The sequence below is a fragment of the Myroides phaeus genome (genome assembly GCF_009799805.1).
In the GTDB taxonomy this organism is placed as follows: Bacteria; Bacteroidota; Bacteroidia; order Flavobacteriales; family Flavobacteriaceae; genus Flavobacterium; species Flavobacterium phaeum_A.
The window spans coordinates 2968659-2987504 of record NZ_CP047050.1 but is presented as its reverse complement, the minus strand read 5'-3'; the positions used below and the strand labels follow the sequence as shown (position 1 = coordinate 2987504).

Annotated in this window: 16 protein-coding genes; 13 read left to right on the top strand and 3 right to left on the bottom strand. The window is 31.0% G+C overall.

Annotated features, from left to right (window positions below; translation table 11 throughout):
* Positions 1–11: 11 nt before the first annotated feature.
* Together GQS07_RS13200 and GQS07_RS13195 are read left to right on the top strand one after the other, a co-directional pair.
* Positions 12–1625: an ABC-F family ATP-binding cassette domain-containing protein gene (locus GQS07_RS13200; protein ID WP_158211224.1), complete on the top strand. Its 1614-nt coding sequence runs from the start codon at positions 12–14 to the stop codon at positions 1623–1625.
* Between the two features lie 368 nt (positions 1626–1993).
* Entirely contained in the window at positions 1994–2449 is a 456-nt protein-coding gene (locus GQS07_RS13195; RefSeq protein ID WP_158211223.1) for an META domain-containing protein, read from the top strand.
* A gap of 467 nt (positions 2450–2916) precedes the next feature.
* Here the strand turns inward: GQS07_RS13195 and GQS07_RS13190 are convergent, their stop codons facing one another.
* Positions 2917–3474: a GNAT family N-acetyltransferase gene (locus tag GQS07_RS13190; protein ID WP_233269284.1), complete on the bottom strand. Its 558-nt coding sequence runs from the start codon at positions 3472–3474 to the stop codon at positions 2917–2919.
* Between the two features lie 139 nt (positions 3475–3613).
* On the opposite strand from GQS07_RS13190, the gene GQS07_RS13185 reads away from it, so the two are divergent.
* The 4 genes from GQS07_RS13185 to GQS07_RS13170 all read left to right on the top strand — a co-directional run bounded on the left by GQS07_RS13185 (position 3614) and on the right by GQS07_RS13170 (position 6979).
* Positions 3614–4291, top strand: coding sequence for a response regulator transcription factor (locus GQS07_RS13185; RefSeq protein WP_158211222.1), 678 nt, complete (start codon positions 3614–3616; stop codon positions 4289–4291).
* The gene (locus tag GQS07_RS13180; protein WP_233269283.1) at positions 4284–5570 is read left to right on the top strand and encodes a sensor histidine kinase; all 1287 of its coding nucleotides are present in this window, start codon (positions 4284–4286) and stop codon (positions 5568–5570) included. Before GQS07_RS13185 ends, GQS07_RS13180 begins: the two co-directional genes overlap by 8 nt.
* A gap of 66 nt (positions 5571–5636) precedes the next feature.
* Positions 5637–6086 (top strand): PepSY-like domain-containing protein, encoded by a 450-nt coding sequence (locus tag GQS07_RS13175; RefSeq protein ID WP_158211221.1) that lies wholly within the window; start codon positions 5637–5639, stop codon positions 6084–6086.
* Between the two features lie 11 nt (positions 6087–6097).
* Positions 6098–6979, top strand: a complete 882-nt coding sequence (locus GQS07_RS13170; RefSeq protein ID WP_158211220.1) for a PepSY-like domain-containing protein — start codon at positions 6098–6100, stop codon at positions 6977–6979.
* A 58-nt stretch (positions 6980–7037) separates the two neighbouring features.
* Here the strand turns inward: GQS07_RS13170 and GQS07_RS13165 are convergent, their stop codons facing one another.
* Positions 7038–8513: a LuxR C-terminal-related transcriptional regulator gene (locus tag GQS07_RS13165; RefSeq protein ID WP_158211219.1), complete on the bottom strand. Its 1476-nt coding sequence runs from the start codon at positions 8511–8513 to the stop codon at positions 7038–7040.
* A gap of 868 nt (positions 8514–9381) precedes the next feature.
* Here GQS07_RS13165 and GQS07_RS13160 point away from each other — a divergent pair.
* From GQS07_RS13160 to rfbA, 6 genes are all read left to right on the top strand, one after another.
* On the top strand, positions 9382–9816 hold the full coding sequence (locus tag GQS07_RS13160) for an adenylyltransferase/cytidyltransferase family protein (protein WP_158211218.1): 435 nt from the start codon (positions 9382–9384) through the stop codon (positions 9814–9816).
* A gap of 226 nt (positions 9817–10042) precedes the next feature.
* Positions 10043–11440, top strand: a complete 1398-nt coding sequence (locus tag GQS07_RS13155) for a UDP-glucose 6-dehydrogenase (RefSeq protein ID WP_158211217.1) — start codon at positions 10043–10045, stop codon at positions 11438–11440.
* A gap of 20 nt (positions 11441–11460) precedes the next feature.
* Complete coding sequence (gene wecB / locus GQS07_RS13150; protein WP_158211216.1) at positions 11461–12579, top strand: non-hydrolyzing UDP-N-acetylglucosamine 2-epimerase; 1119 nt, start codon at positions 11461–11463, stop codon at positions 12577–12579.
* A 58-nt stretch (positions 12580–12637) separates the two neighbouring features.
* Positions 12638–13849 carry a UDP-N-acetyl-D-mannosamine dehydrogenase gene (wecC, locus tag GQS07_RS13145; RefSeq protein WP_158211215.1) on the top strand — a complete coding sequence of 404 codons (1212 nt, stop codon included), beginning with the start codon at positions 12638–12640 and terminating at the stop codon, positions 13847–13849.
* A gap of 3 nt (positions 13850–13852) precedes the next feature.
* On the top strand, positions 13853–14899 hold the full coding sequence (rfbB, locus tag GQS07_RS13140) for a dTDP-glucose 4,6-dehydratase (protein WP_158211214.1): 1047 nt from the start codon (positions 13853–13855) through the stop codon (positions 14897–14899).
* A gap of 101 nt (positions 14900–15000) precedes the next feature.
* On the top strand, positions 15001–15879 hold the full coding sequence (gene rfbA, locus GQS07_RS13135) for a glucose-1-phosphate thymidylyltransferase RfbA (RefSeq protein ID WP_158211213.1): 879 nt from the start codon (positions 15001–15003) through the stop codon (positions 15877–15879).
* 127 nt (positions 15880–16006) lie between these two features.
* On the opposite strand, the gene GQS07_RS13130 is transcribed toward rfbA, so the two are convergent.
* Positions 16007–16261 (bottom strand): hypothetical protein, encoded by a 255-nt coding sequence (locus GQS07_RS13130; protein WP_158211212.1) that lies wholly within the window; start codon positions 16259–16261, stop codon positions 16007–16009.
* A gap of 911 nt (positions 16262–17172) precedes the next feature.
* Between GQS07_RS13130 and GQS07_RS13125 the strand changes: the two genes are divergently transcribed.
* On the top strand, positions 17173–18726 hold the full coding sequence (locus GQS07_RS13125) for a hypothetical protein (RefSeq protein WP_158211211.1): 1554 nt from the start codon (positions 17173–17175) through the stop codon (positions 18724–18726).
* Positions 18727–18846: the final 120 nt, after the last annotated feature.

Sequence of the window (18846 nt, the reverse complement as noted above, 5' to 3'; positions counted from 1 at the left end):
AAAATACTACGATGTTAACAGTTTCAAATCTGTCAGTTCAATTCGGAAAGCGAATTTTATTTGATGAAGTTAATGTAACCTTTACGCAAGGGAACTGCTATGGAATTATTGGTGCTAATGGTGCTGGTAAATCTACTTTTTTAAAAATACTGTCAGGAGAGTTTGATCCTACTTCTGGACACGTATCTTTAGAACCAGGAAAGCGTATGTCTGTTCTAAACCAAAATCACAATATGTTCGATGAATATACAGTATTAGAAACTGTAATGATGGGGAACAAAGATTTGTATTCGGTTAAGAAAGAAATGGACGAGCTTTACTTAAACTATACAGATGAGAATGCTGATAGAATAGGTGAGTTACAAATTAAGTTTGATGAAATGGATGGTTGGAACGCAGAATCTGCTGCTGCAACGTTACTTTCGAACTTAGGAATTACTGAAGACTTCCACTATACGTTAATGGCAGAAATGGATGCTAAATTAAAAGTACGTGTGTTATTAGCTCAGGCTTTATTTGGTAATCCTGATGTGTTAATTATGGATGAGCCTACCAACGACTTGGATTTCGAAACAATTGGTTGGTTAGAGAATTTCTTAGCGCACTACGAAAACACTGTATTAGTGGTGTCTCACGACCGTCACTTCTTGGATGCTGTTTGTACGCATGTATCTGATATTGACTTTGGAAAGATTAACCATTATTCTGGTAACTATACTTTCTGGTATGAATCAAGTCAGTTAGCGGCTAAACAAAGAGCACAACAAAATAAGAAAGCTGAAGAGAAAAAAGCAGAATTAGAAGAGTTTATCCGTCGTTTTAGTGCGAACGTTGCTAAGTCAAAACAGGCAACTTCACGTAAGAAAATGATTGATAAATTGAATTTAGGAGATATTAAACCTTCTTCAAGAAGATACCCTGCGATTATTTTTGATCAAGATCGTGAAGCAGGAGATCAAATCTTGAACATTGAAGGACTTGCTGCATCTATTGATGGAGAAGTTCTTTTCAAAGATGTTGATTTGAATGTTGCAAAAGGTGATAAAATTGTTGTTATCTCTAAAGATTCTCGTGCTACTACAGCATTCTACGAAATCTTAAACGGAAAAAAACAAGCTGATGCAGGGAAGTTTGATTGGGGTGTTACAACAAGTCAATCTTATTTGCCAGTTGAAAACCACGAATATTTTGAAAATGATTTAACTCTTGTTGATTGGTTACGCCAATGGTCTAAAACAGAAGAAGAGAGAGATGAGGTTTTCGTACGTGGATTCTTAGGGAAAATGATTTTCTCTGGAGAAGAAGCATTAAAAACAGGTAGAGTATTATCAGGAGGAGAAAAAGTACGTTGTATGCTTTCTCGTATGATGATGGTAAGAGCAAATGTTTTAATGTTAGATGAGCCAACTAACCACTTAGACTTAGAGTCTATTACGGCTTTTAATAACTCATTGAAAAACTTTAAAGGAACTATTTTGTTGACTACACATGACCACGAGTTTGCTCAAACAGTTGGTACACGTATTTTAGAGTTGACTCCAAATGGTGCAATTGATAGATATATGACATTTGATGATTATTTAGATGATCCAAAAGTTAAAGAGCTTAGAGCTAAAATGTATTAAATTATAAGAATAAAAAGTGTTACTTCGGTAGCACTTTTTTTTTGCTTATCTGTGAGTGATGGTGTAGTGGAATTTATTGTTTAAATAAGAGGGAACGTTTAAAGATACAGAGTGTTTTAAAGGATACGAGTTTGTATCAGTCTGACAATTTTGACGGGTATTCTGAAGAATAACTTCTTTATAAGTATTATGTTTTTGGTAATGTGAAGGTGTTTGATTTTTTCGAATTATTAAAATGAGATTCTGTTTGATTAGGATAAATTGTGACTTTAGGAAGAATAAATCTGTTATTTTATGATTATTTTTAGATTATCTAAATAGATAAAGTCTATTTTTGTTTAGAACAATAATCAAAAAAAAGAGAAGAAATGAAAAAGATAGCTTTAATGTTAGCAGTAGTTGCTGGAATGACAGTTGTAAGTTGTAAAACAGCAGGAGAAGTAAATAAAACTGTAAAAGAACAAAAAGTAACTATGGACCAAGCAAAAGAATTAGGGGGAGAATGGACATTGATTTCTATGAAATCAGAAGGAAAAGAATTAAAAGATTTGTTTCCAGGTAAGACTCCGAAGTTAAACTTTGAGATTGCGACAAAACGTGTGAATGGAAATGATGGTTGTAATAACATCATGGGAGAATATAGTGTAAAAGCAGGAAATGAAATCGTGTTAGGAGAGAAAATGGCATCAACAATGATGTTTTGTTCAGGTGTAGCAGATAGAGAATATATGCAAACTTTACAGTCAGTAACTAACTATGAAATCGTAGACGGTAAGCTTCTTTTGAAGTCAGGAAAAGAGATTGTACTTACATTTTCGAAATAAAACAGATAAATTTCAGAAAAAAAAATAAAAAGCCGTACTTAATGTATGGCTTTTTTTGTGTCATTTTATTTGAATATGTTAATTTACTTGAGTATTATATGTAAATAGTGTGATTGTTTTAGCAAAGTAAAAATTTACTACTAATGTCGATAATTATTGGTGGTTGATTGGTTTTAGGTAGTAAAAAATTATAATTTTGTCAACGCATAGGGGAATTGTGGGGACTTAGTACCTTATGCGATTTTATATCCCTTTCTTGAAGTAAACATTTTCACTTTTGGCTAAGTATTTAGTGATGTTATTTATAATTAATAACGTTAATTGTTTATGAATGGGAAGGGATTTTTTATTTCTTCTTGAATAGAATAAGGCTTTAAAAGTGCATTGTGATATATTTTTTTCTTATTGATGTAATTTGTTGTGCCATTATTTAAAATATATTTTGTGTTACTCACATATTAATTACTTTAATTTTTATTTAAAATATATAGGTTCATCTTTTCATTCTTTACTTCAATTTGCTGTAGGTTTAAAAAACCTAATTTTTTCAAAAGTTTTATAGAATGATGATTAGTTGGGAGGGTAGTAGCTAATAGAGTATTGTATTTTTGCTGTATTTGTGCTTGTTTTACAATTATATTCGTCGCCTCGAATGCATAACCTAAATGCGTGTATTCTGGTAAAAAAGCAAAACCTAAATCGGGATAGTGTAAATATTCCCTTTTGATAATACTTATAAGTCCTATGCTTTTATTGGAGTTTTTTAGTTTTACAGTCCAGAATTTAAAATTACGATTATCTAATATACTTTGAATGTAGATTGCTGCTTCAAAGAGAGTATAAATATTTCTATTGCCAATATATTTTAACCACCCTTCAGTATTGACTAAATTAAGGATGAATGAAGCATCAGCATACGCCAATTCTTCAATATGAAGTCGGTGTGTGTGTAATTGTAGTGGAAACATTTCGATATTATGAATTACTAAGATATTAAAATTATGAGCTTGTAAAGAAGTAATCATTTCTGTTTGTACAGTATGGTATTTGGTGAAGTTTTGATATTTAAAGATATGAGTGTGTTTTATAATTTTCGTAAATTTTATTGTGTTAGACTTTTTTCTTTTCTGTAACTTGAATTAATTAAAATAAATAGGCGTAATAATGAAAATACTTGTGATTGAAGATGAACGTGAGCTACAAAATGTGATCGTTGAGTCTTTAGAGAAAGAAAGGTATGTGGTTGAAACAGCTTCAACTTACATAGAAGGTGAAGATAAGGTAGTTGGGTTTGATTATGATTGTGTGTTGTTAGATATTATGTTGCCAGATGGTAGTGGTATTGACTTGTTGCGTAGTATTAAAAATCAGGGAAAAGGAGATGCTGTTATTATTATATCAGCAAAGGATTCTATAGATGATAAAGTATTAGGCTTAGAGTTAGGGGCGGATGATTATTTGACAAAACCTTTTCACTTGTCTGAATTACACGCGCGTATTAAGTCTGTTTTAAGAAGGCGAAATCAAAATGGTCAGCAAAGTACAAAGTGGAATAATGTTGAAATATTTTATGATGATCGCTTAGTTTTAGTGGATGGGAAATCAGTTGTATTTAATAATAAAGAATTTGCTATGCTATATTATTTTGTGGTAAATGCTAATCGTTTGGTGACTAAAAGTTCATTAGCAGAACACGTTTGGGGAGATTATGTAGATGATGTGGATAGCCTTGATTTTGTTTATTCACAAGTGAAAAATCTTAGAAAAAAACTAAAAACAAGTAAAGCAGATTTGAACATACAATCTGTTTATGGTATGGGGTATAAATTGGTAAATGAATAAAATGAGATTACAAAACTATACATTAAAGTATTTGTCAATTGGGTTATTTGTAGTACTTACATTATGGGTATTTGTATTTTATGCATTTATGACAGATGAGGTGTACGACAACATTGATGATGGATTAAAAAATACCAAGATTGAAATAATTAAAAAAGCATATAATGATCCACAATTAAAAAGCGTTCAGTCTTTTGGAGCAAATGGCTTTAGAATTACTCCTTTGCCTGCAGGTGATTATTCGGTTAAGAATGTTTTTGAAACAAAGAATATTTATATGGAGTCAGATGATAATGAAGAACCTGTACGTATTTTGACCACAGTCTTTACGGATAAAAAGGGAGATAATTATAAATTAGAAATAAGTACTTCCACAATTGAAGCAGATGATTTACTTAGAGATTTTGGAATTTCTGTTTTAGCATTATATGTAATGTTGTTGGGGAGCATATTTATTATAAACTATTTTATTTTGCGTAAGGTATGGAAATCATTTTATCGCTTATTGAGCAATTTACAAGGGTATAGTTTTGGACAAAAAGTTGTAACCCAAGAAACAGCTACTCCGATTCGAGAATTTAATGATTTACAAGTTGAAATTAATAAATTGATTCAGCGTATTGAAAATACGTTTGATCAGCAAAAGATATTCGTGTCAAATGCTGCTCACGAAACACAAACACCTCTTGCTATTATTAGTAATAAGTTAGAGCTAATGATAGAAGAGGAGGGAGTAACAGAAAAGCAAATTGCGCAAATTGAATCAATTCACGATAGTGTGAGAAGGTTAGTTAAGTTAAATAAGTCCTTATTGATGTTGACTAAAATAGAAAATAATCAATATCAAGACATTCAGAAGGTTAATTTTAATGAATTAGTTTATGCTGTAGTTGGTGAATATGACGAATTATTAGAATACAAAGCAATTGCTGTAAAGATTATTGCCGATACAGAGCCTTTTGTTGTTTCAATGGATAGAGGCTTGGCTATTATGTTATTCCAAAACTTGTTGAAAAATGCTTTATTTCACAATGTAAAAGGTGGTGATATTGTAATCAAATTAGAGTCATCGAAAATGATTATTAGTAACAGTAGTATGTTAGAGGGGGCTTTAGATGAACAGTTGATTTACAATCGTTTTTTTAGAAGTTCTACAAATGAGCAATCAACTGGATTAGGTTTGGCATTAGTGGAAACAATTGTCAAAGTAACACCTGCTTTATCATTGCGTTATTACTACGATGGAAAACATCACTTCGAAATATTTTCTACAAATTAAATTATTCCCAATTCTTTCCAGATTGTGACTATACATTTGTCCTATAAAAAATAAGAAACAACAAGTATGAAAAAGTTTAAAAATTTATTGACAGTAGTGATGGTGGTAGTAGCAAGTTTATTTACTCAATCATCAATGGCGAGTGATACAATCATTTCAAAGCAACAATTACCTCAAAAAGCCCTTAGTTTTATTACTAATTACTTTAAAGGAAAGGAAATTAGTTACGTAAAACAAGATAAAGAATTGTTTTCTACATCGTATGAAGTACAATTTGTAGATCGAATGAAGGTTGAATTTGATGGAAAAGGAGAATGGGAAGAAGTAGACGGACGTAAGATGGCGATTCCAACTGGGTTTATCAATACGAATATTGTAAACTATGTGAAGAAGAATTTTGCAGGTGTTGATATTACAAAAGTTGAAAAAGGCTTTAGAAAAATTGAAGTTAAACTGAGTAACGGATTGGAATTAGAGTTTACAAAAGAAGGGAAATTTAGTAGAATTGACGATTAATAAGAAGTGATATGAAAAGAAATAATATTGTTTTAGCAGGTATATTAGCTTTGACGTTAAGTGTTACGGCATGTAAAAAAGAAAGTAGTGATAATGTAGCAGGAGTTGAAGTAAATGAAGGAGTAACGTTGCCAGATAGTATGTATAGTTTTATTATGTCCGTTTTTCCAAAAGTAGCAGTGAAAGAAACGAAAGAGTTGGGACAACCAAATTATTACGGATCTACGCATTCTGCAAACTTGGATAACAATATGAAGATTGACTTTGATAGGGAAGGAAATTGGACAGAAGTAGAAATGCTTGATAATTCAGCAATTCCTATGGAATTTTTACAAAAAGAAATACCAACCATATTAGCTTATGTACAATCTAATTATCCAAATGTTTCAATAATTGAAGTGGATAAAGATAGTAGAAGAGGATTTGAGGTGTCATTAAGTGATAATTTAGAATTAGTATTTAATCAGCAGCAAGAGTTTATAGGACTTGATCTTGATTTAGACCACGATGAACAAGTGGTAGAAGAAACAGAGATTCCGAAAGTAGCAAAAGAGTTTATAACTAAGAATTTTGGAGAAACGACAGTTGTATTAGTTAAGAAGGAATTAGATAGTAAAGAAGACAAATACAAAGTATATTTATCAAATGGTTATAAGATTGAGTTTGATAATATGGGAGAATGGAAAGAAATAAAAGGAAATCAAATGAATGATTTGCCAAATACGGTATTATTAGAGCGTATTGCTTCTTACATTAAGGCTAATTACAGTAGATATAAAACAGTGAGTATTGAGCGAGAAAAAGATCATTTTCAAGTAGAAGTTGAGAAAGGAGGAGAGAATTTAGAATTACTTTTTGACAACGCTGGAGTGTTTTTAGGTATTGATGACTAATACTTTTTGAAATATACAAATAAGGGCATACACGATGAGTATGCCCTTATTTGTATATTTAGACGTCTACTAAAGTCTCTTGTTGATTTAAAAGACTTTCTTTTAATAAAATAGTTTGACTTCTATTTTTGACATTAAGTTTAGCATATAAATTACTGACATGATGTTTTGTAGTGCTCAGTGAAATTGATAAGTTTTCTGCTATTTCTTGATTAGCTAATCCTTCCCAAATACCAACAAGTACATCTGTTTCTCTATCTGTTAAAGCAAACTCTTCTTTTAATTGCATAATTATTTTTTCAATATTGGTCAATAGATTGTCTGCTTGTAGTGGTGACTGTATAAAAAATGAAGGGTTGTTTTTATGAGATATTGCCGCTTCTAATTTTTGTTGCTTTAACTCAAAAATATAATTCTTTATCTGATTACGGTACATTTGATTTTGCCTATTTAATTTTTCAATTCTCATTAGAATAAGTATGTTAATAGCTACAATACTTATTGACATAGTAATTCTAAGTGCATTTAAATGAAAAAAACTAAAATTAAAAATATCGTATGTTATTGACCAAGAATAACCTAAAACTTGAAAAACAAGAATAACAAATATACCGGTTAATATTTTCATATATATGTCTTTTTTAATTGCAGACAAAGAAATTAGAAAACCTATGATTGGTATTATTAAACAAGCGTGTTTTAGTATATGTAGATATAAATATTGGTCAGTAATAGTATATGAAATAGCTAATAAAATAGAAGTTAATGCTAATGTGGTTAAAATAAGTTTGATGATTTTTCCACTTTCTTTTAAACTTAGAAAATTATAAGTAAAATAAGAAAGTAAAAAACTAATAATAGGAAAACTTAAAGTAATTATGTGTTTTAATGTATATTTTCCATCCGATAGAAAGTAAAACATTCCGTCTTCATGAAAAAATATTAATCCAATAGAGGCAAGTAGAAGACTAAAAATAATAAATGTTTGATCTTTTGAAATATAATAGAAACCCAAGTCAAGGAGTATTGATAAAATGATGAATCCGTAGTATACTCCAATTAAAATAAGCATACTGACTCCTGCACCTTTATAAGCACCTCTCTCTTTTAGTACAAATTGTTCTGCATTATTGAAATTGTGAGGAATCTTTAGGTATATATAAGGGGTGTGTGATTTAAAATGATGTTCAGGAAAACGCGTACTAATTCGGCTTCCATCAAGGTCATAGTTTGGTATTATTTTATTCCAATTCACTCCATCATTAACATAAAAATCGTAGTCTAAGATATGAGCACTTGGAAATTTAAAAATACAAGGTTTATTAATTTCGTTATTTTCTAATGTTATTCTTAACCATTTATAATTATTAATTTTTTTACTAATTTCAGTATTATTTTTTCCTGCTAAAGGACTGTATTGTAGGTTTTCAAAAAAAGTTATATCACTATTACTTTTTTGTGAATATGAAAATAAAGGAAATAACAAGAGTAACAAGATATAACTTGCTACTTTCTTTTGTAGTGGGGACTTCATAATTTATATTATACTGTTATTAATAAACAATTTATGCAAATAATGCGAGATTATTTCATATTTGCAAGAGGATTTCCGTAAAAGCTTATTTTTAATTAGTGAAAAAATAAAAAATAAGATATATAATTTGTTGTTTTTTCAAAAAAAAGGTGAGTTTCTTAAGTGTTAAAAAACATAGTACTTTAGTATTAGTTTTTTCTTAATGATTTGAATTTCATATATGTGCGTAATTGTTGTTCATTTTAGAAGTAACTTTTTTAGTACTTTGGTCTTAGTGGTTAACATCGCAAACTGTATATATTTGTGATAGTTAAAAATGACAAATTTTTATACTGAGAGTTAAAATAGTTTTATCAAATTCAATTTAACTTTCACAGTTCTTTTCAAAAAAGAAACAGAATCCCCACTCTGTTTTACACCACAAGATATACCTAATATCTTGTGGTGTTGTTTTTCTTACATTTCTTATAATTCTATTTCCCTAAGAAAAATAGCTATTTCACAGAATTACTACTGTTTATAATTTTTATTTGATGTATTTTTGTCTTCCCAAATAAAAAAGGAGTTAAGTATAATAAATATATATTAGATTGTAGAGGTTTTACACATTTTATGTATGTTTTTATCACTTTACAATAAGCCAGTTTGCAATACTATTTTTTATTGTTATAAAAACATATATTATATAAAATAGTATTTTAAGAGAAGTTTTCAAGTGATGTCGTGTAAATTGGTCAATTATTACAGTTTTATTGTTTTTTGTCTAAAAATAACAAACTGTTTTAGTTTTTAAAATAAAATAATATTTAGTATTGGTTGATTTTTTGTAATAGAATATCATAAAAGGTCAAACAAAAATAAAAGGAATATGAAAATAGGAATAACATTTAGTGCTTTTGATTTATTGCACGCAGGACATATAAAAATGTTAGAAGAGGCTAAACGTGAGTGTGATTATTTAATTGTGGGTTTACAAACTGATCCAACATTAGATAGACCTGAAAAAAATAAGCCAACACAAACTGTTGTAGAAAGATATATTCAATTAAAGGGGTGTAGATTTGTTGATGAGATTGTGCCTTACGCAACAGAGCAAGATTTAGAAGATATTTTAAGATCTTTTAAAATAGATGTGCGTATTTTAGGTGATGAGTATAAAGATAAAAACTTTACTGGTCGTGCTTATTGTGAAGAGACAGGTATTGAATTACATTATAATAGAAGAGATCACCGTTTTTCAAGTAGTTCGTTAAGAAAAGAAGTAGCGGAGAAAGAAAATAGTAAAATTAGAAAAATAGGATAATCGAAAATACGATTAGATTTAAGAATTAATTTGTTTTAAAAAGAGTTTTACATCTGTAAGGCTCTTTTTTTGTTTAGACAAACAAGCTTTAAAAGTATGCGTTGTGCATTTCCTTTTGTATTTTTGATAACTCTTGTTTGTTGGAATTATATTGTTATATAATTTTATTATAGTGAAATTGTATTTAAATAACGTTCATTCAAGTGTTTATAATTTAGATTATTTTATGAAAGAAATCAAAAAGATCTGTTGTATTGGAGCTGGATATGTAGGTGGACCTACAATGTCTGTTATAGCACAGAAAAATCCCCATATCCAAATTACTGTTGTTGACCTTAACGAAGCGCGTATTGCTGCTTGGAATGGGGAAGACTTGAGTAAATTACCTATTTATGAGCCAGGATTAGATGTAATTGTTGGTGAAGCAAGAGGTCGTAACTTATTTTTCTCTACTGAAGTTGATAAAGCAATTGACGAAGCAGATATGATTTTTATTTCTGTAAATACACCTACAAAAACTTACGGAAAAGGTAAGGGGATGGCAGCAGACTTAAAATACATTGAATTATGTGCGCGTCAAATTGCTCGTGTTGCAAAAACAGATAAGATTGTGGTTGAAAAATCTACGTTGCCTGTTAGAACAGCACAAGCTATTAAACGTATTTTAGATCAAACAGGAAACGGAGTAGAGTTTCAAATACTTTCAAATCCAGAGTTCTTAGCAGAAGGTACAGCAGTAACGGATTTATTAAATCCAGACCGTGTATTAATTGGAGGAGCAGAGACTATAGAAGGAAGAGAAGCAATGCAAGCTTTAGTTGATATTTACAGTGCTTGGGTTCCTACAGAAAGAATTTTAACTACAAACGTATGGTCTTCAGAGCTTTCTAAATTAACAGCTAATGCTTTCTTAGCACAACGAGTTTCTTCTATTAATGCAATTTCTGAGTTATGTGAAGTTTCTGGTGCAGATGTAAATGAAGTAGCAAGAGCAATAGGTACAGATAGCCGTATAGGAAGTAAATTCTTGAAAGCTTCAGTAGGATTTGGAGGTTCTTGTTTTCAAAAAGATATTTTAAACTTAGTATATATTGCCCAAACGTACGGTTTAACAGGGGTTGCAAATTATTGGGAACAGGTAATCATTATGAATGACCACCAAAAAAGACGTTTTGCAGAGCGTATTGTTTCTACGTTATTCAATACTGTAAACGGTAAAAAGATTGCTTTCTTAGGATGGGCATTTAAAAAAGATACCAATGATACCAGAGAATCAGCGGCTATTTATGTGGCTAATGATTTAATGGAAGAAGAAGCAAATATTCACGTTTACGATCCAAAAGTAACAGAACAACAAATGTTGGCTGACTTAGATTATCTAAATACACGCAGTGCAGAAGCAAACGAAAAACACTTAACTGTTCACGCAAACCCTTACGAAGCTTTAAACGGAGCACACGGAGTAGCTGTATTAACAGAGTGGGATGAGTTTAAGACTTATGATTGGCAAAAGATATATGACAATATGCAAAAGCCAGCCTTTGTATTTGATGGGCGTAGTCTTTTAGATCGTCAAGAATTAGAGAAAATAGGTTTTGAAGTTTATACTATCGGAAGAGGGTAGTTTAAAAGTATAAAAAAGAAATGAAAAAGAATTTAATTGTATTTGGTACAAGACCAGAAGCTATAAAAATGGCTCCATTGGTAAAAGAGTTTAAAAAGCATAGCGATAAATTTGATACACGAGTTTGTGTTACCGCACAACACCGCGAAATGCTTGATCAAGTTTTAGCGTTTTTTGATATCGTGCCAGAATATGATATGAATTTAATGAAACCTAATCAGAATTTATATTCTCTAACAGGGGATATAATTAACGGTTTGAAAGAAGTATTAGAAGATTTTAAACCAGATTATGTTTATGTACACGGAGATACCACTACTACAATGGCATCGAGTATTGCTGCTTTTTATAGTGGAGCAGAAGTGTGTCACGTAGAAGCTGGATTGCGTACGCATAATAAACGTGCTCCTTTTCCAGAGGAAATCAACAGACAGATTACGGGTAGAGTAACAGATTATCACTTTGCACCAACTGAGGCTTCTCGTGCTAATCTACTTCGTGAAAATATTGCCGAAAAAGATATTTTAATTACAGGAAATACTGTAATTGATGCACTATTAGAAAGTGTAGAGCGCGTTGAAGATTTACAAAATGAAGAAATCGACAATTTAAAAACAATTGTAGATCCCAATAAGAAGTTGATTTTAGTAACAGGACACAGAAGAGAGAATCATGGAGATGGTTTTATTCGCATTTGTGAGGCCTTAAAAGAAATAGCTTTAACACATAAAGATGCACAAATTATCTATCCTGTACATTTGAATCCAAATGTAAAAGGACCTGTATATGAGATTTTATCAGGAATTGATAATATTCAATTAATCTCACCTTTGGCTTACCCATCATTTGTATGGTTAATGAACCAAAGTTTTATGATTATTACCGATAGTGGAGGGGTACAAGAAGAAGCGCCAAGTTTAGGGAAACCTGTATTGGTTATGCGTGATACTACTGAACGTCCAGAAGCTGTAGAAGCTGGAACAGTTATTTTAGTAGGAACGGATAAAGCTAAGATTGTAAACGAAGTGAATAGCTTGTTAACAGATGAAAAGCGCTATCAAGCGATGTCAGCTTTACACAATCCTTATGGAGATGGAAAAGCGTGTGAACGCATTGTAGAATTTATAGCTAAATTATAACAGACGCAATTCATTGCGTTTTTGAAAAAAAATACAACAAACAAGATTTTATATACAAATGAAAAATACACAAGTAGTAACAATTGGTTTAGGGTACATCGGATTGCCAACTTCTGCTTTGATTGCACAAAATAAAATAGGAGTTCACGGAGTTGATATTTCACAACACGTTGTGGATACAATTAACGCAGGTAAAATTCACATTGTAGAACCAGATTTAGATAAGGCAGTGGCTGAGGCTGTAGCAGAAGGTTATTTAAAAGCAGCTACTACACCAATTGAAGCCAATACATATTTAGTCGTAGTTCCAACTCCTTTTAAAGGAAATCACGAGCCAGATATTTCTTATGTAAAAGCTGCTACTACAGCTATTATGCCTTTGTTAAAAGAAGGTGATTTGTATATTATAGAATCTACTTCTCCTGTTGGAACAACTGAAAAAATGATGGAATACATTTTTACAGAAAGACCAGAATTAGAAGGAAAAATATATTTAGCATATTGTCCTGAGCGTGTATTACCAGGAAATGTAATGCACGAATTAGTTCACAATGACCGTGTAATTGGTGGAGTGAACGAAGAATCAACTCAAAAAGCAATTGCTTTTTACAGTCAATTTGTACAAGGAACATTACACCCAACAAATGCACGTACAGCTGAGATGTGTAAATTAACAGAAAACTCTTCTCGTGATGTTCAGATTGCCTTTGCAAATGAGTTGTCATTAATTTGTGATAGAGCGGGTATTAATGTTTGGGAATTAATAGAATTAGCCAATAAACATCCACGTGTAAATATTTTACAACCAGGATGTGGGGTAGGAGGACATTGTATCGCAGTAGATCCATATTTTATTGTTTCTGAATTCCCTATGGAATCTCGTATTATCGCACAAGCAAGAGAGATTAATAATTATAAATCATTTTGGTGTGCTGAAAAAGTAAAAACAACTCGTTTAGAGTTTGAATTGACAAAAGGGCGTCAACCTGTGATTGCGATTATGGGATTAGCATTTAAACCAAATATCGATGATTTACGTGAGTCTCCTGCTATTCATATCGCTGAACGTGTATTGCAAGATTCAGGAGATGCGGATATGTATATTGTAGAGCCTAATGTACACGAACACAAAGTGTTTAAATTAACAGACTATAAAGTAGCTGTTGAGAAAGCGGATATCATTGTGTTTTTAGTTGCTCATAATGAGTTTAAAGAATTAAAATTAACTGATGATAAAGTAGTTTTAGATTTTTGTGGTATTAAGAAGTAACTAATGAAAAAGATTGTAATCACAGGAGGAGCTGGATTTATCGGTTCACACGTAGTAAGACAGTTCGTATTGAACTATCCTAATTACCAAATATATAATTTGGATGCCTTGACGTATGCAGGTAATTTAGAAAATCTGAGAGACATTGAAAATGCACCAAACTATACGTTTGTAAAAGGAGATATTACAGATGAGCAATTTATCAATGAATTGTTTCAACAAGAACAATTTGATGGGGTTATTCACCTGGCAGCAGAATCTCACGTAGATAGATCAATTACAGATCCGTTGGCATTTGTGAGAACAAATGTAATCGGTACGGTTAATTTATTACAGGCATTTAAAGGTCTTTGGCAAGGTAATTTTGAAGGAAAGCGTTTTTACCACGTTAGTACAGATGAAGTATATGGCTCGTTAGGAGAAACAGGTTTCTTTTATGAAACAACAGCTTATGATCCAAATTCGCCTTATTCAGCCTCTAAAGCAAGTTCAGATCACTTTGTACGTGCGTATGGAGAAACGTATGGTATGCCGTATGTAATTAGTAATTGCTCTAATAACTACGGACCAAACCACTTTCCAGAAAAGTTGATTCCCCTGTGTATTCACAATATCATCAATAAAAAACCATTGCCTATTTACGGAAATGGAAAATATACTCGTGATTGGTTGTATGTAATAGACCACGCAAGAGCGATAGACGATGTATTTCACAAAGGAGGAAATGCGGAAACATATAATATTGGTGGATTCAACGAATGGCAAAACATCGACTTAGTTCGTGAGTTATGTAAACAAATGGACACAGTATTAGGTCGTGAAGTAGGAGAAAGTGAGCAGTTGATTACGTATGTGAAAGACAGACCAGGGCACGACTTACGCTATGCCATTGACGCAACTAAAATCAATAAGGAATTAGGATGGAAACCATCTGTTACGTTCCCAGAAGGATTAGCAAAAACAATAGAGTGGTATATGAATAATCAACAGTGGTTAGAGAATGTAACCAGTGGTGCTTATGCAGATTACTATAAAGAACAGTATAAATAAAGGGTTACTGTTAACGGTTTACAGAAATGTAAAAGTTAATTGTTTTCGTTTGACACAATATAAAGATGCAATACTTTGCGTCTAAAAAAATAAAATCACGAATGAAAGGAATAATATTAGCAGGTGGAGCAGGAACGCGATTACACCCCTTAACATTGGCGGTGTCTAAGCAATTGTTGCCTATTTATGATAAGCCAATGATTTATTATCCATTGTCAGTATTGATGTTGGCAGGGATAAGGGAAATTTTAATTATATCTACACCAAGAGATTTACCAAACTTTAAAAACTTATTTGGAGATGGTAGTCAATTGGGAATTTCACTAAGTTATGCAGAGCAACCAAATCCTGACGGATTAGCACAAGCTTTTATAATTGGTAAGGAGTTTATAGGAAACGATGATGTCTGTTTGATATTAGGAGATAATATTTTTTATGGTGCAGGTTTACAAGTAATGTTAAAGGAATCAATTCGCATAGTTACAGAAGATCAGAAAGCTGTTGTTTTTGGTTATTATGTTGACGATCCAGAACGATATGGGGTAGTTGATTTTGATAAAGAAGGGAATGTGATATCAATTGAAGAAAAGCCCGCTTTACCTAAATCAAACTATGCAGTCGTTGGGTTATATTTCTATCCTAATTCTGTCGTTCAAAAAGCTAAAGATATAAAGCCTTCAAAAAGAGGTGAAATAGAAATAACTGACTTGAATCTTAAATATCTTAAGCAAGAGCAATTAAAGTTGATTCCGATGGGACGTGGTTTTGCTTGGTTAGATACTGGTACTCACGAATCATTGACAGAAGCCACGGAATTCGTTAAAACATTAGAAAAGCGAACAAGTTTAAAAATCGCTTGTTTAGAAGAAATTGCCTTGCTAAATAAGTGGGTTTTAAAAAGGCAAGTGGAAGATTCAATAAAAAATCTCAAAGGAGATTATTACGCATATATCCAAAAAGTACTCAATCGAATTGAGTAGAATAAAAAAAGCCTGAGTGGAAATTCAGGCTTTTCGCGTTAGTAAGGAATATATACTATTCTTGAAAATAGTTTTAGTTTAAACTAAATACTATTGTTATTATCAACATAAATATTTGGCTAAAATATTAATTGGTAGTTTGTTGATAAATATAATAATACTTGATTGTTTTCTTCAAAAACAGAAAGGAATACACACGTTGTTTCATTTTTTGAATTACGTAGTTGTGTTCGATTAGTTTCATATAAAGCTCATATGGTAAATATTCTACTTTTATGAAGTTTTCCCCTCTTTTTTTTGCATCAGCAAGCATCAGCAAGATTTCATCATAACGCTGGTTAACGTCTATCTGAGACGATTTTCTAAGACTTACAGTTTCCATTTTTAAAGAATTGGTGTTAATAAGGATTTGTTAGGTGTTTTGTGTTACTTACAAATATATGCTAAATAAATCTTCTTAAATCAAATGATTACTCAATAAAACATATAGTTCGCTGTTTTTAACAAAAAAGAAAATAGAAGTGTTTTAGTTGTGTATTAAGTGCTTTTTTAAAGTATAAATGTGTAAATATTGGTAATTGTTTACATAGTGTGTTATTTGATTTAATTATATCCTTTTTGTTAAGGATGTGAAAATTGAGTTATCACAGTCTTTTTTAAAGACTTTTAAAATATAATTCGCTTCTATTACAAAATTCTCGAATATCTTTTGCGGTTCTATGAGTAGAATTATATAGATGTATTGTTTTTTTCAAGCCAATGGTTAAACTTAAAAAAAGTGAATTATTGTAATTTTTTTGAAAATTTAAAAAGTTGTATAAATCAATAGTAAATGGAACTTTTTAAAGGTTTTTTGATCATTTAATTATGTACACTTTATTTGAGTAATTATTTGATTTTTATTTTTTTTTACATTTTAAATAAAGATTTCTTTTTATTTAGTCGGTTATAAAATGGGAATATTTAGATGTTGTACTTCTTTTTTTTGGTGTTTTTACACTTTTTTAAAAGGAGTTGGCTATAGTTGTATTTTATATTTTTTTTATTAAAAAACTGTTAAGAATAAAATATTTTGTTTTTTGGTATGATGATTGTTTTCAGGGGGAATAGTTCTGTTAATTGTAAAATTTACAATCTGGTTGTTAATTTATATTTTGTATATTTTAATTAAAATATAATATATTGTATATAATATTGGTTTGTTTGCTTTATTAATGTTAATTTTAATTAATCTGTATTAGTGGTAATTGTTGTGAGATTTCGCTTGTATAGTGTTAATATTTACCTTAGATCATGAATAAAATAAAAACAATAATTATAGTTTTTTTAGTGTCTTTATCAAATGTATGGGCACAAAATACGAATGTTAGTTTTCCTTTTTTCTTAACCCTTCAAGATGGTACTGATGTGCCTCAGGGGCTTTATTTACCACAAGGGGCAAATAATGCAACTTTTACAACTGAAGGATTGTTTTTAACCCCAAATAAATCAAGACAATTTGGTGCTATTTTAATGAAGGATATGTCTTTTACTTCAAGTAATGGTATAGAAATTAGTTTTGAATTTAATGTATATGGAGGTAGTGATCCTAATGGTACAGATGGTTTCATTGTTTTTTTATACGATGGTTCTATTCCGGATGAAGATATGTTTATGGGAGCAGGGGCTCGTTCTATGGGGTATGTATTTAATAGATCATCAGAGACTGCTCAAAAACAGTATAGACGAAAGGGTTTACCTGGAGCATATTTAGGTGTTGGATTAAATATGTCAGGGAATTATAAAAATCAAGTTTTTGGTAATGAGCTAAGAATAAATGGAATTAAGGGACATAAATGGAAATCACCCAAATCAGATATACCTGGTCCAAGTCATATTACTTTAAGAGGAGCTGAATATAAATTACCTGGCAGAGATGCTATGTTGGGGTATCGTGGATATCCGGTATTAAAAACAGTAAGTACTTTAAAAACTGATACCCAAACAGATGGTAGTGGAGAATTAAATGATGATGGTACTTATAATTTTGGTCCGAGTTTTTCAAAAGATACTTCTTTTAGCTTGCGAAATGGAGGTGTTGGGGATAATGAAAGTGATGATAAGTTTAGGAAAGCTTTTATTAGTTTAATTCCTCATAAAGAAGGAGGATTTAATATAAGTGTAAAAATTCAACACGGAAATCAGTTGTCAACTGTAATTGATAGCTATCACTATAAAACGAAGATTACTTATTATGAAAATGCAGAAGGAAAATATAGTGATTTTGAAACAGATGCAAAATTGCAGAATGTAGCCGGTCCAGATGTGAAGTTTGAATTAGATTCATCAGTGCCAGAGCGATTGAAAGTTGGTTTCGCAGGTATTACAGGAGGGAGAACGGATGTTCATATGATTCGTAACTTATTGATTTCTGTTCCTTATGCAGCAGTTGCTACAGATAAAGATTTTGACGTTTGTACAACAACTATGTCTCAGTTTTATCCTTTCGAAAGAGATTATGCTTATGGTGGACATATTTCAGATCCAAAAGCAGGAAGTGACCTTATAGATCCTAATTCATTTGTTTTTTATCCAATAGAAGGTGGTGAATCGAGTGATGGACATCATTATTCTGATGAAAATGGATTGTGGAGTTATAATCCGAGAACAATGCTTATTAGTTTTCAACCTAAAGATAATTTTAGTAAAAATGGAGCAAAAGTTAGATACTCTATGAAGGGGATAACCGGAGGGCAAGGTGAGCCGTACGGAGAGGAAATGTATAGGTCAAATCCTGCAATTATTACGTTAACTCCTACAGAATGTTCAGTTTATGTAAATCCAAATTTACGTACTAAAAATTATTAGTACATAAACACAAAACAAGTTGTATTGTTTTGTAATAATTATTCAAATCAAAATCAAAAATCTTTTTTCAAAAACATTACTTCAAAACGGTATTGGGAAATGAAAAAAACCTCTAAATAA

Bases quoted from the DNA above. Each gene is read 5' to 3' on its own strand.
- GQS07_RS13175 (WP_158211221.1), top strand. From the start codon at position 5,637: ATGAAAAAGTTTAAAAATTTATTGACAGTAGTGATGGTGGTAGTAGCA.
- GQS07_RS13185 (WP_158211222.1), top strand. From the start codon at position 3,614: ATGAAAATACTTGTGATTGAAGATGAACGTGAGCTACAAAATGTGATC.
- GQS07_RS13125 (WP_158211211.1), top strand. From the start codon at position 17,173: ATGAATAAAATAAAAACAATAATTATAGTTTTTTTAGTGTCTTTATCA.
- GQS07_RS13165 (WP_158211219.1), bottom strand. From the start codon at position 8,513: ATGAAGTCCCCACTACAAAAGAAAGTAGCAAGTTATATCTTGTTACTC.
- GQS07_RS13160 (WP_158211218.1), top strand. From the start codon at position 9,382: ATGAAAATAGGAATAACATTTAGTGCTTTTGATTTATTGCACGCAGGA.
- wecC (WP_158211215.1), top strand. From the start codon at position 12,638: ATGAAAAATACACAAGTAGTAACAATTGGTTTAGGGTACATCGGATTG.
- wecB (WP_158211216.1), top strand. From the start codon at position 11,461: ATGAAAAAGAATTTAATTGTATTTGGTACAAGACCAGAAGCTATAAAA.
- GQS07_RS13170 (WP_158211220.1), top strand. From the start codon at position 6,098: ATGAAAAGAAATAATATTGTTTTAGCAGGTATATTAGCTTTGACGTTA.
- GQS07_RS13200 (WP_158211224.1), top strand. From the start codon at position 12: ATGTTAACAGTTTCAAATCTGTCAGTTCAATTCGGAAAGCGAATTTTA.
- rfbA (WP_158211213.1), top strand. From the start codon at position 15,001: ATGAAAGGAATAATATTAGCAGGTGGAGCAGGAACGCGATTACACCCC.
- GQS07_RS13190 (WP_233269284.1), bottom strand. From the start codon at position 3,474: ATGATTACTTCTTTACAAGCTCATAATTTTAATATCTTAGTAATTCAT.
- GQS07_RS13180 (WP_233269283.1), top strand. From the start codon at position 4,284: ATGAATAAAATGAGATTACAAAACTATACATTAAAGTATTTGTCAATT.
- rfbB (WP_158211214.1), top strand. From the start codon at position 13,853: ATGAAAAAGATTGTAATCACAGGAGGAGCTGGATTTATCGGTTCACAC.
- GQS07_RS13155 (WP_158211217.1), top strand. From the start codon at position 10,043: ATGAAAGAAATCAAAAAGATCTGTTGTATTGGAGCTGGATATGTAGGT.
- GQS07_RS13195 (WP_158211223.1), top strand. From the start codon at position 1,994: ATGAAAAAGATAGCTTTAATGTTAGCAGTAGTTGCTGGAATGACAGTT.
- GQS07_RS13130 (WP_158211212.1), bottom strand. From the start codon at position 16,261: ATGGAAACTGTAAGTCTTAGAAAATCGTCTCAGATAGACGTTAACCAG.